Annotated in this window: 18 protein-coding genes and 1 tRNA gene; 5 read left to right on the top strand and 14 right to left on the bottom strand. The window is 65.1% G+C overall.

Annotation, left to right across the window (positions count from 1 at the left end; genetic code table 11):
* Positions 1-7: 7 nt before the first annotated feature.
* Positions 8-1,123: an FUSC family protein gene (locus OMP44_RS02950; RefSeq protein WP_252977159.1), complete on the top strand. Its 1,116-nt coding sequence runs from the start codon at positions 8-10 to the stop codon at positions 1,121-1,123.
* Between the two features lie 18 nt (positions 1,124-1,141).
* Here OMP44_RS02950 and OMP44_RS02945 read toward each other — a convergent pair whose 3' ends face one another.
* On the bottom strand, positions 1,142-3,034 hold the full coding sequence (locus tag OMP44_RS02945; protein ID WP_280306357.1) for a metallophosphoesterase family protein: 1,893 nt from the start codon (positions 3,032-3,034) through the stop codon (positions 1,142-1,144).
* A gap of 138 nt (positions 3,035-3,172) precedes the next feature.
* On the opposite strand from OMP44_RS02945, the gene rhlE1 reads away from it, so the two are divergent.
* The gene (gene rhlE1, locus OMP44_RS02940; protein ID WP_273862303.1) at positions 3,173-4,489 is read left to right on the top strand and encodes an RNA helicase RhlE1; all 1,317 of its coding nucleotides are present in this window, start codon (positions 3,173-3,175) and stop codon (positions 4,487-4,489) included.
* 150 nt (positions 4,490-4,639) lie between these two features.
* Here rhlE1 and cysS read toward each other — a convergent pair whose 3' ends face one another.
* Both cysS and OMP44_RS02930 read right to left on the bottom strand, forming a co-directional pair.
* Positions 4,640-6,025, bottom strand: a complete 1,386-nt coding sequence (gene cysS / locus OMP44_RS02935) for a cysteine--tRNA ligase (RefSeq protein ID WP_280306356.1) — start codon at positions 6,023-6,025, stop codon at positions 4,640-4,642.
* The gene (locus tag OMP44_RS02930; protein WP_280306355.1) at positions 6,025-7,713 is read right to left on the bottom strand and encodes a glutamine--tRNA ligase/YqeY domain fusion protein; all 1,689 of its coding nucleotides are present in this window, start codon (positions 7,711-7,713) and stop codon (positions 6,025-6,027) included. Before OMP44_RS02930 ends, cysS begins: the two co-directional genes overlap by 1 nt.
* 146 nt (positions 7,714-7,859) lie before the next feature.
* On the opposite strand from OMP44_RS02930, the gene OMP44_RS02925 reads away from it, so the two are divergent.
* From OMP44_RS02925 to OMP44_RS02915, 3 genes are all read left to right on the top strand, one after another.
* A complete protein-coding gene (locus OMP44_RS02925; protein ID WP_280306354.1) occupies positions 7,860-8,354 on the top strand; it encodes a peptidylprolyl isomerase in 495 nt (164 codons plus the stop codon).
* Positions 8,351-9,079, top strand: a complete 729-nt coding sequence (gene lpxH, locus OMP44_RS02920; RefSeq protein ID WP_280306353.1) for a UDP-2,3-diacylglucosamine diphosphatase — start codon at positions 8,351-8,353, stop codon at positions 9,077-9,079. The genes OMP44_RS02925 and lpxH overlap by 4 nt, the downstream gene beginning before the upstream one ends.
* Before the next feature lie 184 nt (positions 9,080-9,263).
* A complete protein-coding gene (locus tag OMP44_RS02915; RefSeq protein WP_280306352.1) occupies positions 9,264-10,076 on the top strand; it encodes an HDOD domain-containing protein in 813 nt (270 codons plus the stop codon).
* 74 nt (positions 10,077-10,150) lie between these two features.
* Here OMP44_RS02915 and OMP44_RS02910 read toward each other — a convergent pair.
* The 11 genes from OMP44_RS02910 to OMP44_RS02860 form a co-directional block, all read right to left on the bottom strand.
* A tRNA-Ser gene (locus tag OMP44_RS02910) sits at positions 10,151-10,240 on the bottom strand.
* Between the two features lie 533 nt (positions 10,241-10,773).
* Positions 10,774-11,511 (bottom strand): proteasome-type protease, encoded by a 738-nt coding sequence (locus OMP44_RS02905; RefSeq protein WP_273862307.1) that lies wholly within the window; start codon positions 11,509-11,511, stop codon positions 10,774-10,776.
* 97 nt (positions 11,512-11,608) lie between these two features.
* On the bottom strand, positions 11,609-12,409 hold the full coding sequence (locus OMP44_RS02900; protein WP_280306351.1) for a transglutaminase family protein: 801 nt from the start codon (positions 12,407-12,409) through the stop codon (positions 11,609-11,611).
* Positions 12,406-13,359, bottom strand: coding sequence for an alpha-E domain-containing protein (locus tag OMP44_RS02895; protein ID WP_187979717.1), 954 nt, complete (start codon positions 13,357-13,359; stop codon positions 12,406-12,408). The genes OMP44_RS02900 and OMP44_RS02895 overlap by 4 nt, the downstream gene beginning before the upstream one ends.
* A 62-nt stretch (positions 13,360-13,421) precedes the next feature.
* Complete coding sequence (locus tag OMP44_RS02890; protein ID WP_187979718.1) at positions 13,422-14,831, bottom strand: circularly permuted type 2 ATP-grasp protein; 1,410 nt, start codon at positions 14,829-14,831, stop codon at positions 13,422-13,424.
* Positions 14,832-15,088: 257 nt separating this feature from the next.
* Positions 15,089-15,430, bottom strand: a complete 342-nt coding sequence (locus OMP44_RS02885; RefSeq protein WP_133861144.1) for a ribonuclease E inhibitor RraB — start codon at positions 15,428-15,430, stop codon at positions 15,089-15,091.
* Positions 15,431-15,533: 103 nt separating this feature from the next.
* The gene (gene speE, locus OMP44_RS02880) at positions 15,534-16,385 is read right to left on the bottom strand and encodes a polyamine aminopropyltransferase (RefSeq protein WP_280306350.1); all 852 of its coding nucleotides are present in this window, start codon (positions 16,383-16,385) and stop codon (positions 15,534-15,536) included.
* A gap of 96 nt (positions 16,386-16,481) precedes the next feature.
* Positions 16,482-16,694, bottom strand: a complete 213-nt coding sequence (locus OMP44_RS02875; RefSeq protein ID WP_026083979.1) for a PLD nuclease N-terminal domain-containing protein — start codon at positions 16,692-16,694, stop codon at positions 16,482-16,484.
* 105 nt (positions 16,695-16,799) lie between these two features.
* The gene (gene mtnC / locus OMP44_RS02870; protein WP_280306347.1) at positions 16,800-17,486 is read right to left on the bottom strand and encodes an acireductone synthase; all 687 of its coding nucleotides are present in this window, start codon (positions 17,484-17,486) and stop codon (positions 16,800-16,802) included.
* On the bottom strand, positions 17,483-18,034 hold the full coding sequence (locus tag OMP44_RS02865; protein ID WP_017642184.1) for a 1,2-dihydroxy-3-keto-5-methylthiopentene dioxygenase: 552 nt from the start codon (positions 18,032-18,034) through the stop codon (positions 17,483-17,485). Before OMP44_RS02865 ends, mtnC begins: the two co-directional genes overlap by 4 nt.
* On the bottom strand, positions 18,031-18,645 hold the full coding sequence (locus OMP44_RS02860) for a methylthioribulose 1-phosphate dehydratase (protein WP_280306345.1): 615 nt from the start codon (positions 18,643-18,645) through the stop codon (positions 18,031-18,033). The genes OMP44_RS02865 and OMP44_RS02860 overlap by 4 nt, the downstream gene beginning before the upstream one ends.
* Between the last annotated feature and the right edge of the window lie 50 nt (positions 18,646-18,695).

The raw sequence follows: 18,695 nt of genomic DNA, 5'->3' as shown, positions 1-18,695 counted from the left end.
TGGATCCATGCCACCTTTCCAGGCGTTGTCGGAATTCAGGCAGTTGTTGCGCGATCTGGCGGGAGATCTCCGCCAGTTCGGCCGCGACCGTCGCCGCCTGGTCGACGAACTGGAAACCCTGACCTCGGTCTTGCTGGCGATCCTGCTCGGCCATTTGGCCGGGGTTCAGCATGTCGGCTGGGCGGCTTTCAGCGGCTATATCGTGATGAGGTCAGATGTCCGCGACAGCTGCGCACGCGGCTGCCTGCGAGTGCTGGGTACCTGTATCGGCGCCGCAGGTGCCCTGCTCGTCCTGCGCCACCTGCAGCTGAACCCCTACGAGCAGGCCGGACTGCTGGGCACCGTGGGCAGCATCACCCTCTATCTGACCCTGGTGGGCCGCTATGGCTACGCCTGGTTGCTGGGCGGCCTCACCTACGCCATGGTGGTCCTGGCGAGCCTCCAGGCACCCGCTCAGCTCGAGCAATACGCCCTGTCCCGTCTGTTGGAAGTGGCGCTCGGCACCTCGGCCTGCGTACTGGTGAGCGCGCTTTCCACCTACGGCGTCCGTGCCCGCCTATGGCCCAGGGTACCGACCACGGTAGCCTCAGCGCCGCGAACCCTGGGTGTCTGGCAACCCTTGGCATTGCGCCATGCGCTGCAGGGGGGTCTGGCCCTGGCCCTGCTGGCGCTGGGCGCGACGGGGAAGATCGCGGTGGACATCAGCCAGGCCGCCATCACCATCCTGGCGGTCATGGTCGTTCCCTTCGACGGCCTGAGCAGCGCCGGCAAGGCAGTCTCCAGAAGGCTGCTGCATCGAATGCTCGGTTGCCTGCTCGGCGGCGGCCTGGCGGCCATCCTGCTGCTGGTCAGCCAGGAAAGTCTCTGGCTGACGCTGGCGGGCGTTGCGCTCGGCGTGCTGATCGGCAGACACCTCGAGAACGGCCCGCTCGGTATCGGCTATCTCGGCATGCAGTTCGCGCTGGCGTTTCTGGTGGTGATGGTGCCTGACCACCATGACCATATCGACCCGGTGGCAGGCATGGCGCGGCTGGGCGGTATCCTGCTGGGTTTTCTGGTGCTGGAGCCGGTGTACTGGATCTCGACCTGGCTGATCAGGCGCCTGTCCCCCTCGAGAACCTAGCAAGCGGCCGCGCTGACCTCAGGCCGGGCGTTCGACGAACTCGGTGGCCGGCGAGCCATCGGCATTGTGCTGGCGGATCACCGCCGGCCGCCCTTCCTCGTCCAGCAGCACCTGGCCGATACCGGCGCCGTTCCACAGCCGCTCGCCGGCCTCGCGGCGATCGGGCAGGCGTGGCCGCAGCTCCCAGCGGCGACGCTTGGTGAAGCCGTTGAGCGGCGACCAGGGCGCATAGAGCCAGCGATTGAGCCGGTCCAGGGTCGCCAGCAGGCGCGGCGGAAATTCGTTCTTGATGCCGCTGCTGGTGATCTGCCAGAGCCGCGGCTCGCCCCGTCGGTCACGGATGCGGATGTCGTAGACGAAGGAATAGTGCACGTCGCCGGAGAGCACCACGTAGTTGCCCGGGGTGCGCCGGTGGCGAAAGATGTTGAGCATGGTCTTGGCCGCACCGGGATGGGCCATCCAGTTCTCGGCATCCACCATCAGCGGCTGGCCGAACCAGGTGAAGATACGCTGCACCGCCTCGATCAGCTTGACGCCGAACATGGGCGCGGCCGAGACGATCACCGCCGAGGGATGGTCCAGCAGATCCTGCTGCAATTCGCAGAGGGCTTCCCAGTCCATCAGGCCCGACGGATGCTCCAGGCGTCTTTCGCTGCGCCAGCGGCGGGTGCGGGTGTCCAGCACGATCAGCGGCGGATCGGTCTTGAGCACATAATGCCAACCCTGGAAGCGCAGCAGGTCGTCGATGCAGCTGTTCTGCACCGGGCAATCCAGCATGCCGTCGTCGCCCGCCGTGTCCAGCAGGCGGGCGGTGACCGCGAGGGGTTCGGCTACCGCTTCCGGAGCGTTGCCCCAGGCCTGGCAGAGCAGATAGGCCAGCAGCGCATTGCCGAGGATGCGCCGGGAAAAGGGGTGGCCGTAGGCGGTCTCCTCCCAGCGGGCGGACAGATTCCAGTCGTCGGTGACGTCGTGGTCGTCGAAGATCATCAGCGTCGGTACCCAGGCCAGGGCTCGTGCCGCCTGGGGCAGGGTCGCGACGAAGCCGTCGATGCAGCGCGATTCGGCGGCGTAACGCTCCTGGTCCCTGGCGTCCAGCGCCGGCGGCATGACCTCGATCAGGGTCCAGGGCGTCGGCGACCAGCAGAGCAGATAGAGCGCCAGCACCTCGCTCAGCGTCACCAGGTGATTGTGCGCATTGGTGGAGGTGAAGATCGGCTTTTCCACCCCGCCGAAGAATTTCTCGCGCAGCGCCCGGTTGGACTTGAAGGCCGGCAGCAGGTCTTCGCGATGATAGAGGTTGGCCGGATGGGCCATCAGCGCGTCGCTGTCCGCCACCACCGCGCCTTCGAGACCCTCACCATGGAGGCCGAGGCGGCGGATCAGTGCCTGCACCGCCAACAGCATCGGCCCGGCGACATCGTCAGCATAGACCTGATCACCGGTGAGCAGCAGGGCCGCGGGCCGCTCCGCGGGGGCCGTGCAGGCCTGCAGCAGGCGATCTACCGCGATCAGGCCATCGGCCGAGGCATGATGAGGCTTGCGGCAGGAGCCGTGAAGCAGGTGATCGAAGCGCGCACGCAGCACTAAGCGTGGCAGCTCGCCCTGCGTGGAGAGCAGATGCGGCGCCCAATTACCAATTCCGCCTGCGGCCAGCCGCACGTCGTACTGGATGAAGGCGTCGACCGGCAACGCGGCGTCGGGCCGGACATCGATCAGTTGCAGATAGGCGTGCTCGCCCAGGCGCAGGCACCGCACCTCGGCTTGCGCCCCGAGCTCGACCTCGCCCTGCCATAACTGCGGGACAGGCACCTCGGCCGTGGTGGTCACCAGCCAGAGCAGCAACCGGGAGGCCTCGGTGCGCCGCAGCAGCGGGCCGGCCAGGACCGGGGGCAAGGTAGGGGTAGCGCTCATGGGGTCTCCTGTAGCCACGGAACTGACCACTATGCCGTGCCGGGATTCCGCCTGCAGCCGCCGCTTGGCTACAAAGTTTGAGCACGCGTCACAGTCGGCCTAGAATTCGCTCCCTTTTCGTCGCCTTGCGGGCCCGTCATGACCTTTGCCGACCTCGGCCTCATAGATCCGCTGCTGCAGGCGCTCAGCGCCCTGGAGCACAGCTCCCCTACCCCGATCCAGCGCCAGGCCATCCCGGCGGTGCTGGCCGGTCGCGACCTGCTGGCCGCCGCCCAGACCGGCACCGGCAAGACCGGCGCCTTCGGCCTGCCGCTCCTGCAGCGACTGGTGCAGGAAGGCCCGGCGGTGGCGCCCAACCATATCCGTGCGCTGATCCTCACCCCCACCCGCGAGCTGGCCGAACAGGTCCATGCCAGTCTGCGCGACTACGCCCAGCACCTGCCGCTGCGCACCGCGGTAGCCTATGGCGGCGTCAGCATCAATCCGCAGATGATGAAGCTGCGCAAGGGCGTGGACGTGCTGGTGGCGACCCCCGGGCGCCTGCTCGACCTGTTCAGCCAGAACGCCGTACGCTTCGACCAGGTGCAGCTGCTGGTGCTGGACGAAGCCGATCGCATGCTCGACCTGGGCTTTTCGCGGCAGCTGGGCGAGTTGTTCGTCATGCTGCCGCGCAAGCGCCAGACCCTGCTGTTCTCGGCGACCTTCTCCGACGCCGTGCGCCAGCTGGCCGCGCCCGTGCTGCGCGATCCCCAGACGATCGACGTGAGTCCGCGCAACACCGCTGCCGTCACGGTCAAGCAGTGGGTGGTGCCGGTCGACAAGAAGCGCAAGACCGAACTCTTCCTGCACCTCCATCGCAGCGGTCGCCATGGCCAGGTGCTGGTGTTTGCCAAGACCCGCAAGGGTGTGGAGCAACTGGTGGAGGCGCTGCAGGCCGAAGGTCTGGCCGCCGAATCCATCCATGGCGACAAGCCCCAGCCCGCGCGGCTGCGCGCCCTCGCCCGTTTCAAGGCCGGCGAGGCCGACATCCTGGTGGCGACCGATGTGGCTGCGCGTGGCCTGGACATCCAGGACCTGCCGCTGGTGGTCAACCTGGACCTGCCCATCGTCGCCGAGGACTATGTCCACCGCATCGGCCGGACCGGGCGTGCCGGCAACCAGGGCCAGGCGGTGTCCCTGGTCTGCGCGGATGAAGTGGAGCAGTTGGCCGCGATCGAGACGCTGATCGGCCAGGTCCTGCAGCGCCGCGACGAACCGGACTTCATCCCCGATCACCGGGTCCCGGAAACCCGACCCAACGGCCTGGTCGTGAAGAAACCCAAGAAGCCGAAGAAGCCCAAGGTGGACGCGCCGGTGTCGGACAAGCCCCTGGGTCGCTGGGTGGAAGACGGCAAGCCGAAGGTCAAGTCGGTACGCAAGTCGCCCGGTTTCGGCAAGCCGCGCAAAAAGCCCTGAGGTTTGGAGCGATGGACAAGGCTTCGCCGTTGTCCATCCTACGACGCACTCCGTAGTCCGGAAAACCGCGCAGCGTTTTCCGGGGATGGGACGGTGGACCAGGCCAGATCAGCTGGAAGACGCAGAACCGTCATCCAGCTGATCGCAGACCTATTCCGCCAGGCGCCAAGTGGTGCCGCCCTTGCCGTCTTCCAGCACCACACCGAGAGCGGTGAGCTGATCGCGGATGCGGTCGGATTCCGCCCAGTTCTTTTCCGCGCGCGCGTTCAGGCGCGCCTGGATCAGCGCCTCGACCTCGGCCGCATCCACCCGCCCCGCCGCGTCGGCGCGCAGGAAGGCCTCCGGCTCCAGCTGCAGCACGCCCAGCACCTCACCCAGTTCGCGCAACCGCCCGGCCAGGCCAGCCGCCGTGGCAGGATCGCTCTCGCGCAGGCGGTTGATCTCGCGGGCCAACTCGAACAGCACACCGCAGGCGCCGGCGGTGTTGAAGTCGTCGTCCATGCACTTGGCGAAGCGCTCGGCGTAGCTTTCGCCGCCCTGCGCCGGCGCCTGGGGCAAGCCCTTGAGCGAGTGGTAGAAGCGCTCCAGAGCACCCTTGGCCTCGCGCAGGTTGTCTTCCGAGTAGTTGATCGGACTGCGGTAGTGGCTGGCGATCAGCAGGTAGCGCACCACTTCCGGGTGATACTTCTCCAGCACCTCGCGCAGGGTGAAGAAGTTGCCCAGGGACTTGGACATCTTCTCGCCATTGATGGTGATCATCCCGCAATGCAGCCAGGCGTTGGCGTAGGTCTTGCCGGTGGCCGCCTCGCTCTGGGCGATCTCGTTCTCGTGGTGCGGGAATTCCAGGTCGTTGCCGCCGCCGTGGATGTCGAAGGTCTCGCCCAGGCAGCAGGTGGACATTACCGAGCACTCGATATGCCAGCCCGGCCGCCCGGCGCCCCAGGGCGACGGCCAGCTCGGCTCGCCCGGCTTGGCGGCCTTCCACAGCACGAAGTCCAGCGGATCTTCCTTGGCTTCGCCCGGCTCGATGCGGGCACCGATGCGCAGGTCCTCGATGCGCCGCCGCGACAGCTTGCCGTAGCCGGCGAAGCGATTGACCCGGTAGTAGACGTCGCCATTGCCCGCGGCATAGGCGTAGCCCTTGTCGATCAGGGTCTGGATCATGGCGTGCATGCCGTCGATGTGCTCGGTGGCGCGCGGCTCCTGATCGGGCTTGCGGATATTCAGCCGCGCCTCGTCCTCGTGCATCGCGTCGATCATACGCGCCACCAGGTCGGTGAACGGCTCACCGTTGGCGTTGGCGCGATTGATGATCTTGTCGTCGATGTCGGTGATGTTGCGCACGTAGGTCAGGTCGTAGCCGCTATGACGCAACCAGCGGGTAATGACGTCGAAGGCCACCATGCTGCGACCATGGCCCAGGTGGCAATAGTCGTAGACGGTCATGCCGCAGACGTACATCCGCACCTGCCCCGGCACCAGCGGCGTAAAGGCTTCCTTGGTCTTGGTCAGGGTGTTGTAGAGGTGCAGCGCCATCATTGCCCCCAGGAATCGCGCAGGGTCACGGTGCGGTTGAACACCGGCTTGCCGGGCGCCGAATCCCTGGGATCGACGCAGAAGTAGCCCTCGCGCTCGAACTGGAAGCGGTCTTCCGGCCGGGCCTGGGCCAGCGACGGCTCGGCGCGGCAGCCCTGGAGCACCACCAGGGAGTCGGGGTTGATGTTGTCGAGGAAGCTGCCGCCCTCTTCGCTCTTCTCCGGCTGCGCCGAACGGAACAGGCGATCGTAGAGGCGCACCTCGCACTCCACGCTGCCCTCGGCCGGCACCCAGTGGATCACGCCCTTGACCTTGCGGCCCTCGGGATTCTTGCCGAGGGTGTCCGGGTCGTAGCTGCAGCGCAGTTCGACGACGGTGCCGTCGGCGTCCTTGATGGCTTCGTCGGCGCGGATCACGTAGCTGCCGCGCAGGCGCACCTCGCCACCCGGCTCCAGGCGCTTGTAGCCCTTGGGCGGATTCTCTTCGTAGTCACCCTGGTCGATGTACAGCTCGCGGGTAAAGGGCAGCTGGCGCACACCCAGATCCTGCTTGGGATGGCGCGCCAGTTCCAGATTCTCGACCTGGCCCTCGGGGTAGTTGGTGATCACCACCTTGAGCGGCTTGAGCACGCACATGGCGCGCGGGGCGTTCTGGTCCAGGTCCTCGCGGATGGCGAATTCCAGCATGGCCACGTCGACCACGCCGTTGGAGCGGGTCACACCGATCATCTCGCAGAAGTTGCGGATGGCGGCCGGGGTGTAGCCGCGACGGCGATAGCCCGACAGGGTCGACATGCGCGGATCGTCCCAGCCGTGTACGTGGCCTTCGTCCACCAGCTGCTTGAGCTTGCGCTTGCTGGTGACGGTGTAGTTCAGGTTGAGGCGGGCGAATTCGTACTGGCGTGGCTGGGCCGGCACCGGCAGCTTGGCCAGGAACCATTCGTACAGCGGGCGATGGTCCTCGAACTCCAGGGTGCAGATGGAGTGGGTCACGCCTTCCAGGGCATCGGACTGGCCATGGGTGAAGTCATAGCTCGGATAGATGCACCAGGCATCGCCTGTCTGGTGGTGATGGGCGTGGCGGATGCGATAGAGGATGGGATCGCGCAGGTTCATGTTGGCCGAGGCCATGTCGATCTTGGCGCGCAGCACCTTTTCGCCGTCCTTGAATTCGCCGGCCTTCATGCGGGCGAAGAGGTCCAGGTTCTCGGCCACCGAACGGTCGCGGAAAGGACTGTTGCGACCCGGCTCGGTGAGGCTGCCACGGTATTCGCGGGCCTGCTCGGGGGTGAGGTCGCAGACATAGGCCAGACCCTGCTCGATCAGGTTGACGGCCCAGGCGTAGAGCTGGTCGAAGTAGGCGGAGGCGTAGCGCACCTCGCCGGCCCAGTCGAAGCCCAGCCAGTGCACGTCGCTCTTGATGGCGTCGATGTATTCCTGGTCTTCCTTGGCCGGGTTGGTGTCGTCGAAGCGCAGATGACAGTCGCCGCCGAATTCCTTGGCCAGGCCGAAGTTCACGCAGATCGACTTGGCATGACCGATGTGCAGGTAGCCGTTGGGCTCGGGCGGGAAACGGGTGACGATCTTGGCCTGCTTGCCGGCGTCCAGGTCAGCCTGGACGATCTGCCGCAGGAAATGCGCGGGGGCGGCTTTGGCGGCGGTGGACGAGTCGGAAGTCGGCTTGCTCATGGGATCCTTAACTGGGCAGACGCACGGCCAGGGTAGGCCGGGCAAAGGTAAACCCGTATCATAGCCCAACCCGTCAAGTCCCGGCGAAACCCTTGAGGCCCTCGCCGGGTCTGGATGCTGTCCCCCTTAGCTACGGATTCGCTGCCATGATCAAGCTGCACACCAACCACGGCGTCATCACCCTGGAACTCTTCGAGGACAAGGCGCCCGAAACCGCGGCCAACTTCAAGGAATACGTCAGGAGCGGTCACTACGACGGCACCATCTTCCACCGTGTGATCAGCAACTTCATGGTCCAGGGCGGTGGTTTCGAGCCGGGCATGAAGCAGAAGCCGACCCGCGCCCCGATCAAGAACGAGGCCAACAACGGCGTCTCCAACGCGATCGGCACCGTCGCCATGGCCCGCACCATGGACCCGCACTCCGCCTCGGCGCAGTTCTTCATCAACGTGTCCGACAACACCTTCCTCAACCATACCGCGCCCACCAGCCAGGGCTGGGGCTATGCGGTGTTCGGCAAGGTCGTCGAGGGCATGGACGTGGTCAACGCCATCAAGGGCGTCGCCACCACCAGCAAGGCCGGTCACCAGGACGTGCCGAGCGAAGACGTGATCATCGAGAAGGCCGAGATCGTCGAGTGATTTTACTGGTCTCCGACCTGCATCTCGAACTGCAACGCCCGGACCTGGTCCGGGCGTTTTTGCATCTCCTCGAAACCCGTGCCCGCGGTGCCGAGGCCCTGTACATCCTTGGCGACCTGTTCGAAGCCTGGATCGGCGACGACGCCATGGGTGCCTTCGAGCAGGAAATCGCCACCGCCCTGCGCCAACTGGCCGACAGCGGCACGGCCGTCTACCTGATGCATGGCAATCGCGACTTCCTCATTGGCAAGGCCTTCTGCCGCCAGGCCGGCTGCCGCCTGCTGCCGGATCGCCATATCGCCGACTTCCACGGCCGCCGGGTGCTGCTGATGCATGGCGACACCCTCTGCACCCGTGACGAGGGCTACCAGAAGCTGCGCCGCATCCTGCGCAACCCCCTCACCCTCTTCGTCCTGCGCAACCTGCCACTGGCCAGCCGCCAGAAGCTGGCACGCAAGCTGCGCAGCGAGAGTCGCCAGCAGACCCGGGCCAAGGCCATGGACATCACCGATGTCACCGAGGCCGAGGTCGAGCGGGAAATGCGCGCCGCCCGGGTGACGACGTTGATCCACGGCCATACCCACAGGCCCGCCCGCCATGAACTGCTGCTCGATGGCCAGCCGGCCGAACGTATCGTGCTGGGCGATTGGGACCGTCGCGGCTGGGTGCTGGAAGCCAGCGAAGCGGGCCTGACCCAGGTCGATTTCGCCCTCGACGAACGGTAAGGGCGTAGCCAGGCAGGCCTGGCTCGCTGGCGGCAGGTCCCTGACCAGCAAAGCAATTTTTCCCGGCTAGCCGGTATTGGCCGCCCGGGCTGCGACCGATCGTCACATGACAGCTACAGAAATCCGCGCAGGCGACCGATGACGAGGGTGTAAGGAGATGTAACCCTTTTCCGCGGAGACGCCCATGCAACTCGACACCCTCTTTGCCCAGCTGCACAACCTGCCCAACGTTCCCGAGGTGGCGCAGGTTCTGATCCGGCAGTTCGACGACCCCAACACCAGCATCGAAACCCTGTCGCGCACCGTGGCGCGCGATCCGGTCATCGCCGCCAAGGTACTGCGCCTGGCCAATTCGGCGCGCTTCCGCGGCGCCCGTGAATCCACCAGCATCGAAGACGCCGCCCTGCGTCTGGGCTTCAACACCCTGCGCACCCTGGTGCTGGCCTCGGCCTTCGCCAGCGGCTTCAAATCCGCGCCCGGCTTCGATCTGCAGGCCTTCTGGTACAACAGCTTCCTGGTCGCCAGCCTGTGCAAGCCGCTGGCCAAGCAGGCCGGCCTGGATCAGGAAACCGCCTTTACCTGCGGCATGCTGCATGACATTGGCGAGTTGCTGATCCAGAACGGCGCGCCGGAGCTGGCGCCGAGCCTGGCCGGTCGCGCCACTGCCAGCAGCCATCGCGCCGCGGACGAAACCCTGCAATTGGGATTTGGCTATCCGGAGGTAGGCGCCGAGCTGGCGCGCCGCTGGCAGCTGCCCCAGGTGCTGCGCGACGCCATCGGCTACCAGGCGCGCCCGTTGCAGGCACCGGAAAGCAATGGCTATGCGCTGATCGTGGCCCAGGCGGTCGCCGTGGCCGAGGTGCTCCACGAGAACGCCGGCGACAGCAAGGTGCAGGACCTGAGCGGCCCGCTGTTCGCCAGCATCGACCTGGCGCAGCTGAGCGCAGTCCTGCCCAACGCGCGGGATACCGCCGCGACCTTCGCCCAGGCCGCCTGATTTCTGGATGGCCTGGCCAAATCGCAGGCAAGAAAAAACCCCTGGAGCTGGGCTCTCAGGGGTTCTCTCAGATCTGGCGGTGAGGGAGGGATTCGAACCCTCGATAAGATTTCTCCTATACACACTTTCCAGGCGTGCTCCTTCAACCGCTCGGACACCTCACCAGATTTGCTCGGCGGCTGCATCTGCATCACCGAGGCGCGCAACTATAGGCAAAGGCGATTTCGATGGCAAGCTTTTTCTTCAATCTATTCATGCATTTGCATTCATGACCTGGAAGGGGCTCCGCCCTGCCCCGTTCATGGGATGACCGGTTGGTCGCCGCCCCCTGGCCCTGAGTCACTGATACCTCCGACCAACGGTAGCGTCGCAAGCATTTTTCTAATCGGCTGAAAGCAAAGGAAAAATCGCCTGGTACGACATTTCTGATAACCGCCTGGCCGGTTACCGCCACAAAACTGAAATTTATGTTCTATAGCTACTGGATAGTGCTCAAGCCTGCGGGTATCAGTAATTGCATGCCGCTGTTGCGCAAGCGCTTCCCGCTGAAGACGTAAAGGCTCTAAACAGCTAACAATAAAGGCCCCGAGTCATGTTCAAGAATCCCGTCCCCAAGTGGCGTCAGGCGAGTTTCGTGCTCATCGTCACCACCGTAGTGCTGGTCATCCCCAACCTCTCGCGGTTCGTTGGCTGATCCCTAGCGCCAATAGTCCGCAGGGGCTGCCGGCAAGGCTGCCAGCAGATCCCGCAATCCCTCCCCCCAGCCCTTGCGCAAGGCCTGGAAGTAGGGATCGTGTTCGTCGATCCGATGACTGCTCACCTGCGCCAGTCGATCACGCGGATAGACCACCAGATCCAGCGGTAGCCCAACCGACAGATTGCTGCGAATGGTGGCATCGTAGGACAGCAGCGCGCAGCGCAGGGCTTCCTCCAGCGGCGTCGCGAAGGTCAGCGCCCGATCCAGGATGGGCTTGCCGTATTTGCTCTCGCCGATCTGGAAGTAAGGCGTGTCCTCGGTGGCACTGATGAAGTTGCCGTGGGGATAGAGATTGAACAGCTCCGGCGCCGCGCCGCGGATCTGCCCACCCAGCAGAAAGGAACAGCTCAGGTCCAGGCCGTGCCCCTGGGGCGCATCCTCGGCGTCGCGTTGCAGGACCTCGCGCAGGGTCTGGCCCAGCAGTCGGGCGGCGTCGTACAGGGTGGGCACCCCGTGCAGGTTGTCCCGCTCGCTGTCCAGCCGTTGTCGGAGGAGACTGACGACCGCCTGGGAGGTGGCCAGATTGCCCGCTGACTGGATGGCGATCAGGCGCTCGCCGGGGATCCGGAACAGATGCAGCTTGCGGAAGGTAGCGATGTTGTCGACCCCGGCATTGGTGCGGGAGTCGGCGACGAATACCAGGCCATCTTGCAGTTTCATGGCGACGCAATAGGTCATGCGAACCTCGGGTGATGGAACGGTCGACGCAACAGGCCCGACCCCAAAAGAAAAGACGGCCCGTGGCCGCCTTCTCGTCTGCTGTGGGCAGCGCTGATTATTGCTGTTGCTGCACCTGCTGCAAGGGCTCGACCAGTACCTTGGCCTCCATGTGCTCCACCCCGCCACCGCGGCGCATGCCGCGCACCGGACAGGCATCCAGGTAGTCCAGGCCGATGGCCAGGCGCAGGTGCCGCTCCGGTCGGATCAGACGATTGGTGACGTCATAGCTGTACCAGGCGCCGTCGTACCAGGCTTCCGCCCAGGCGTGACTGGAAAGGTGCGCGCTGTCATCGGTGCACAGATAGCCAGACACATAGCGTGCCGGGATGCCCAGGCTGCGGGCGCAGGCCAGGAAGGCATGGGCATGGTCCTGGCAGACCCCGGACCCCTTGGCGAAGGCCTGGGCGGCATTGCCGTCCACCTCGGTGGAGCCGGGCACATAGGTCATGCGCTCGTGCAAGTGCTCCATCAGCTGGATCAGGGTGGCGCGATCCCGGCGACCGTCGCAGACCTCGCGGGCGAAGGCGGTAAGCGCCTCGTCGGCCTCGGTCAGCCGGGTCTGGCGCAGAAAGGGAAAGGCCGAGGCCTGGCAGGGTTCCGCCTCGAAGGTCTCGTCGATCTCCACCTGGCCGCTGGCGGTGATGGTGATGGCGTCGTGCGGGGTGTCCAGGGTCAGCACATGGAGAATGTTGCCGAAGGGATCGCGCTGCGCGAGCGCCGGGCGCGGCAGTGCCAGCTCCCAGCTGAGAATCTTCTGTCGCGCGTCGTCCTGTGGCGTGAGACGCAGGTACTGGATGCTGGCGCGGACCAGGTCGGCGTAGCGATACAGGGTTTCGTGATGGATCGCGAGTCTCATACGATCTCCAGGTAAGCGGTGTTGATGCCACTGCCAAGCTGGCGGATGTGGACGATGAAATCGCCGATCCAGGCATGCAGTCCCTCTTCGAGCACCTCGTCGATGCTGGTGTAGCGCAGGCGTGCCTCCAGGCCTGCCGCCAGGCGCTTGGCCTCGCGACCGTTCTCGCCGGGCAGGCTGACCAGCACCCGGTGCAGCTCGATCACGCAGGCCAGCAGCGAGCGTGGCAGGTCTTCCTGCAACAGCAGCAGCTCGGCGCCGTTGCGCACGTTGAGGGCATCGCGATAGAGCTCGGTGTAGGCCTCGAAGGCGCTCAGGGCGCGCAGCAGGGCGCTCCACTGATAGAAGCCGCGGGCGGAGGCGTCGCTGATGGCTTCCGCTTCCTCTTCGCCGAGCACCTGGTAGCGGGCGTCGAGCATGCGCAGGGTGTTGTCGGCGCGTTCGACGAAGGTACCCAGGCGGATGAAGCGATAGGCGTCGTTTCTCATGATGGTGCCGACGGTGGCACCACGGAACAGGTGGGAACGCTCCTTCACCCACTCGCAGAAACGGCTGATGCCGAAGCGGATCAGGCCGGTAACGGCGATCTCGCGCATCTCCAGCCAAGTGGAGTTGACGTTCTCCCACATGTCGGCGGTGATGCGCCCACGCACCGCGTGGGCATTGCTGCGCGCAGCCTGCAGACAGCAATAGATGCTGCCAGGGTTGCGCTCGTCCAGGGCGAAGAAGTGCAGCAGGCGCTCGGGGTGCAGGGCCCCGTGCTTTTCCCGGTAGTCATCCAGGGTGCCGGTGATGAGTAGTGGCATGGCCAGTTCATCCAGGCCTCCGCCCTGCCCGCTCTGCGGCATCATCGACAGCGAATAGCTGACGTCCAGCATCCGCGCGAGATTCTCGGCGCGCTCCAGGTTGCGGGACATCCAGTACAGATCGGCAGCGGTACGACTCAACATGGTGGGATCGCCTTTCAAAGGTCCTTGCGGGGCCGCCGGAGCGGCCGCTGTTCTGTGGCGATCTAGTCCTGGACCACCCAGGTGTCCTTGGTGCCGCCGCCCTGGGAGGAATTCACCACCAGCGAGCCTTCGCGCAGGGCGACCCGGGTCAGGCCACCAGGCACCAGACGCGTCTTGCGCCCGGACAGCACGAAGGGCCGCAGGTCGATGTGGCGCGGCGCGATGCCGTTCTCGACAAAGGTCGGGCAGGTGGACAGCGACAGAGTCGGCTGGGCGATGTAGGCACTGGGGTTGGCCTTGAGCCGCGCGCGGAAGGCTTCGATCTCCAGGCTGCTGGCGGTGGGGCCGACCAGCATGCCGTAACCGCCTGAACCATGGACTTCCTTGACCACCAGCTCGGGCAGGTTGGCCAGCACATGGGACAGTTCGTCCGGCTTGCGGCACTGCCAGGTGGGCACGTTATAGAGGATGGGTTCTTCGCTGAGATAGAAGCGGATCATCTCCGGCACATAGGGATAGATCGACTTGTCGTCGGCCACCCCAGTACCTATGGCATTGGCCAGGATGACATTGCCGGCGCGATAGGCGGCGAGCAGACCGGGCACGCCGAGCATGGAATCGGGATTAAAGGCCAGCGGGTCGAGGAAGGCGTCGTCGAGACGCCGATAGATGACATCGACCTTGCGGAAGCCAGAGGTGGTACGCATGAACACCTGCTCGTCACGCACCAGCAGATCGGCACCCTCCACCAGCTCCACGCCCATCTCGCGCGCGAGGAAGGCGTGTTCGAAATAGGCGCTGTTGAAACGACCCGGGGTAAGGACAACCACCGTGGGGTTGTTGACCGGGGTGGAGCTGCGCAGGGTATCGAGCAGGATGTTCGGATAGTGGTCGATGGGCGCGATGCGCTCCAGGGTGAACAGCTCGGGAAACAGCCGCATCATCATCTTGCGGTTTTCGAGCATGTAGGAGACACCGCTGGGGGTGCGCAGGTTGTCTTCCAGCACGTAGTAGGCGCCATCGCCATCTCGTACCAGATCGACCCCGGCGATATGGGCGTAGATGCCATTGGGCAGGTCCAGCCCCTGCATGGCCAGCTGATACTGGTCGTTGGCCAGCACCTGCTCGGCGGGAATGACCCCGGCCTTGATGATGCGCTGGTCATGATAGAGGTCGTGCAGAAAGAGATTCAGCGCCTGGACACGCTGGATGCAGCCGCGTTCGATGATCTGCCATTCGCTGGCGGGAATGGCGCGCGGCAAGGCGTCGAAGGGAATCAGGCGTTCCGTGCCCTGTTCGTCGCCATAGAGGGTGAAGGTGATCCCGGCGCGATGGAACAGCAGATCGGCTTCACGCCGCCGCTGGGCCAGGAGTTCCGGGGGTGTCTCGCTCAGCCACTGGGCATAGCGACCATAATGCGGTCGACACTGTGCCTGGACGTCATACATCTCGTTATACAGTTGGCGGCTCATGCCGATCTCCTTGTCACCCACGGTGCAGCTTCGCAAGCCGCGTGCCAGCGCCAGAGCCTTCAAGATCAAGCCCTTGCGCGGCTGCGAGTCGCACGATGCACCAAACCCAGGCACGTCAGCGTGCGCATGCACCGCAACGTCTCCGTCATGAGCCTAAGACGGTGCGCCACGCGGAAAGTGCGATGATTGAGGGGCCGAGCGGTAACCGGAGATGAGACAGGCACCCCGTCTGGGATGCCGCCTCGGGACGTGCAGGATCAGGCGGAGCTGCGGCTGACTTCTTGGGTGACGCCCCAGCCATCGAGCTGACCGCCAAGAGGCGCAACCACCGCCTCGAGATCGCTTTCGAAATCATCGATGGTGGCGTGGGTGGCGAACATCACCTTGCTGACCTGCAGATGCCAGCCGCCCTCTTCATGGGGGAGCACCTGGGCGTTGAGGGATTCGCCGTGAAACTGGTCCGCAGCGATGCGGGCCTTGCCTTCATCGGCGAAAATGGCAAAGAAGTCGATGGGATGGAAGCGGGCGAAATCGAAGCCGCCCTCCTTCATCCGCTGCAGCAGGTTCAAGCTCACATCATCGGCAAACGACAAGGACATAGGACTTCCCTCCTCTGGTTCGGATGATCGTCTCGCTGGACGTCGCTACCGACGCCTGGCGAGTCGCGGCTGAGAACTCGAACGGTGCAGCGACCGCCAGGGCTTACGCCTTGCCGATGGCCTCCAGCACGTATCGAGGTAGAGCAAAGGCTGCGGCATGCAGCTCCGGAGTGTAATAACGGGTCTGGATGCCTGTATCACTGTAGCGCTGCGCCAGGGTTTCGGCATTCTGCCGACGCAAGGTCGAGTCCTTGCTACCCCAGGCCAGGGTCATGACGCCCCCTATGTAAGTAGGCACCGCCGACAGATAAAAGTGCCAATCGGCGAACAGCCCGGACATGCGGCTGGCAGTGGTCTTGACCTCGTCCAGTTGCAGGAACGGAGTACCGTTCTGGGCCACCATCACGCCGCCGTCGTTCAGACAACGATGGCAGGCCTGATAGAAGTTCTCCGAAAAGAGAACCTCGGCCGGTCCGATGGGATCGGTGGAGTCGGAGATGATGACGTCGTAGCGTTCGGTGGTGTTGGCGACGAAATTCATGCCGTCGTCGATCACCAGCTTCAGCCGCGGGTCGTCGAAGGCGCCTGCCGAGTGACCGGGAAAGTGCTCCTTGCACATCGCCACCACCGAGCCGTCGATCTCGACCATGGTGATGTGCTCGACACCCCGGTGCTTGGCCACTTCGCGCAGGATGCCACCGTCGCCACCGCCGATGACGAGCACCCGCCTGGGCGCCGGATGGGCCAGCAGGGGGACGTGGGTGAGCATCTCGTGATAGATGAATTCGTCGGCCTCGGTGGTCTGGATGACGCCATCCAGGGCCATGACCTTGCCCAGCACGGCGTTCTGGAAGATCACCAGGTGCTGATGCTCGGTGCGCACCTCGTGCAGCATGCGCTCGACGGTGAATCGCTGACCGTAGCCGTCGTAGAGGGTTTCCAGGTAGTCGCTCATGTCGATCTCCGCAGGTGGCTGGCCGAGACAGACAATGCCCGGCCAAAAGCCGGGCATTGTAAGAGCTGGATGTGACAGGCTCCAGCGTTGTGCTGGCTAGCCCTTGTGCGTGGGTGCCGTGGCCGAGCGATTGCCGCGTGGTCCGGCGGCAGCCCAGGCGATCAGGCCGATCACCGGCAGCACGATGATGAGCACCGTCCAGCCGATCTTGGCGTTGCTGGTGCTGTCACTGCGGATGACGTTGACGATGGCCCAGATGTCGAGCAGGAAGACGATGAAGCCCAGTACACCGCCGATGGTGGAATTGATCATGTCGCGACTCCCGTTGCGAGGACACAGGTCTCGTCAATTGGGACTGGCGATGAGGGCGTCGAGTTCGGCCGGCTCGCTTGGCAGCGAGGCCGGCCGTGGGCTTCAGCTGAGTCCGGCGAGATCGATGTCGGCAAAGGACGCCACGCACGGATGATCGCCCAGTTGGCCACCGGCACGTACCAGCCCGCAGGTCGGCAGGCCCGCCTGGCGCGCGGCATCCAGCTCTTCCACCACATCGGAGAGAAACAGCAGTTCCGCCGGCGCGTGGGTGGTGGCCGAGGCGATGCGCGCATAGGACTCGGCGTCGCGCTTGCCGCCGGTCAGGGTATCGAAATACCCGGAAAACAAAGGCGTGAGATCGCCATGCTCGGAGCAGCCGAAGATCAGCTTCTGCGCCTGGATCGATCCGGAGGAATAGACGTACAGCGGCAGCCCCGCCGCGTGCCACTGGCGCAGGGTCTGGACGGCGTCGGGATAGACGTGGCCCTTGAGGGTGCCGGCACGATAGCCCTGCTCCCATACCTGACCCTGCAGCGCCTTGAGCGGTGTGGCCTTGCGGTCGGTGGCGATCCATTCCAGCAGGATGGCGATCACCCGCTCCACGTCGGCGTCCAGCTCGCCGGCTTCGGCGCGCACGGCATCGAGTTGCTCGGCCACCGCCGGCTCTCCGGCATGGGCGCGCACAAGGGCCGGCAGGTGCTCACGGGCATAGGGAAAGAGCACGTCGAAGACGAAGCTGACGGCGCTGGTGGTACCTTCGATATCGGTGAGGATGGCCTTGATCGTCACGCCTCGACCTCCAGGCGCGGGAAGCGCTGGGCGATGTCGACGCCGGTGAAGTGGGCGACCCAGCCATCGGGATTGTCGAACAGGCGGATGGCGACGAAGGACGGCGACTCGCTCATGTCGAACCAGTGCGGCGTACCGGCCGGCACCGAGATGAGGTCGTCCTTCTCGCAGAGCACGGCATAGACCTGGTCGTCGATGTGCAGGGTGAAGAGGCCCTGACCGGCGACGAAGAAGCGCACCTCGTCTTCATTGTGGCGATGTTCTTCGAGGAACTTGGCGCGCAGCGCCTCCTTCTGCGGATGCTCGGGATGCATGCTGATGACGTCGACGGTCTGGTAGCCGCGCTCCTGGATGAGACGATCGATCTCCGGCCGGTAGGCGGCGATCACCTCCTCCTGGCTGGCGCCCGGCGCCACCGGGGCGGTGGCCTGCCAGCGCTCGAAACGCACCCCGACCTCGGCCAGGGTGGCGGCGATGTGCTCGCCATCGCTGATCACCTTCAGCGGCTGGCGCGGTTCGGCATCGTGGTAGACGGTCAGTCGGCTCATGGACGCAGGCTCCGGGTCTTGAGTTCGCATTCGAAGAGGAATTCGAAGGCTTCCACGTGGCGCAGGGCGTCGGCCATGCGCGGGCCCCAAGTATAGAGGCCGTGCCCGCGGATCAGGTACCCCACGCAGTCGGGATGCACGTCCAGCCAGGTCTGCACCTGGTCGGCCAGACGCGGGATGTCCTGGTCGTTGTCGAACACCGGGATCTCCACTCGCACGTCGTGGGTGGTGACGCCATGCAGGGCCTTCTGCAGCTCGTAGCCGTCCAGCAGCATGCGATCGCCTTCGAGCTGGCGCGAGAGCACCGTCGAATTCACCGAATGGGTGTGCAGTACGGCACCAATCTCCGGCTGCCAGCGATAGAGCTGGGTGTGCAGCGCGGTCTCGGCCGAAGGCTTCTTGTCCTCCAGCGGCGTGCCGTCGAGATCGGTGGCGAGGACGTCGTCCAGCTCCAGCTGACCCTTGTGCTTGCCGGAGACGGTCAGCAGCAGGCGACTGTCGGACAGCCGTACCGAATAGTTGCTGCTGGTGGCCGGCGACCAGCCGCGGCCATAGAGGAAGCGACCGGCGTCGATGATTTCCCGGGCCAGTTGCTCACGCTGCTGGATCATGGAGGGTTCTCCTAGGTTCTGTACGAAAAGTCGCCGAGCGATGGTCAGGC

The sequence above is a fragment of the Pseudomonas flavocrustae genome, assembly GCF_029872515.1.
GTDB classification, from domain to species: Bacteria; Pseudomonadota; Gammaproteobacteria; order Pseudomonadales; family Pseudomonadaceae; genus Chryseomonas; species Chryseomonas aestiva.
Note: the sequence above shows the minus strand (reverse complement) of the source record. Positions and strands in the feature narration are given on the sequence as shown.

Coding starts and splice junctions, on each gene's coding strand:
- OMP44_RS02860 (WP_280306345.1), bottom strand. CDS start 18,645: ATGATCCAGCAGCGTGAGCAACTGGCCCGGGAAATCATCGACGCCGGT.
- OMP44_RS02945 (WP_280306357.1), bottom strand. CDS start 3,034: ATGAGCGCTACCCCTACCTTGCCCCCGGTCCTGGCCGGCCCGCTGCTG.
- OMP44_RS02925 (WP_280306354.1), top strand. CDS start 7,860: ATGATCAAGCTGCACACCAACCACGGCGTCATCACCCTGGAACTCTTC.
- OMP44_RS02905 (WP_273862307.1), bottom strand. CDS start 11,511: ATGACCTATTGCGTCGCCATGAAACTGCAAGATGGCCTGGTATTCGTC.
- OMP44_RS02885 (WP_133861144.1), bottom strand. CDS start 15,430: ATGTCCTTGTCGTTTGCCGATGATGTGAGCTTGAACCTGCTGCAGCGG.
- OMP44_RS02890 (WP_187979718.1), bottom strand. CDS start 14,831: ATGAGCCGCCAACTGTATAACGAGATGTATGACGTCCAGGCACAGTGT.
- OMP44_RS02895 (WP_187979717.1), bottom strand. CDS start 13,359: ATGTTGAGTCGTACCGCTGCCGATCTGTACTGGATGTCCCGCAACCTG.
- OMP44_RS02900 (WP_280306351.1), bottom strand. CDS start 12,409: ATGAGACTCGCGATCCATCACGAAACCCTGTATCGCTACGCCGACCTG.
- rhlE1 (WP_273862303.1), top strand. CDS start 3,173: ATGACCTTTGCCGACCTCGGCCTCATAGATCCGCTGCTGCAGGCGCTC.
- OMP44_RS02915 (WP_280306352.1), top strand. CDS start 9,264: ATGCAACTCGACACCCTCTTTGCCCAGCTGCACAACCTGCCCAACGTT.
- cysS (WP_280306356.1), bottom strand. CDS start 6,025: ATGGCGCTGCACCTCTACAACACCCTGACCAAGACCAAGGAAGCCTTT.
- OMP44_RS02950 (WP_252977159.1), top strand. CDS start 8: ATGCCACCTTTCCAGGCGTTGTCGGAATTCAGGCAGTTGTTGCGCGAT.
- OMP44_RS02930 (WP_280306355.1), bottom strand. CDS start 7,713: ATGAGCAAGCCGACTTCCGACTCGTCCACCGCCGCCAAAGCCGCCCCC.
- OMP44_RS02865 (WP_017642184.1), bottom strand. CDS start 18,034: ATGAGCCGACTGACCGTCTACCACGATGCCGAACCGCGCCAGCCGCTG.
- speE (WP_280306350.1), bottom strand. CDS start 16,385: ATGAGCGACTACCTGGAAACCCTCTACGACGGCTACGGTCAGCGATTC.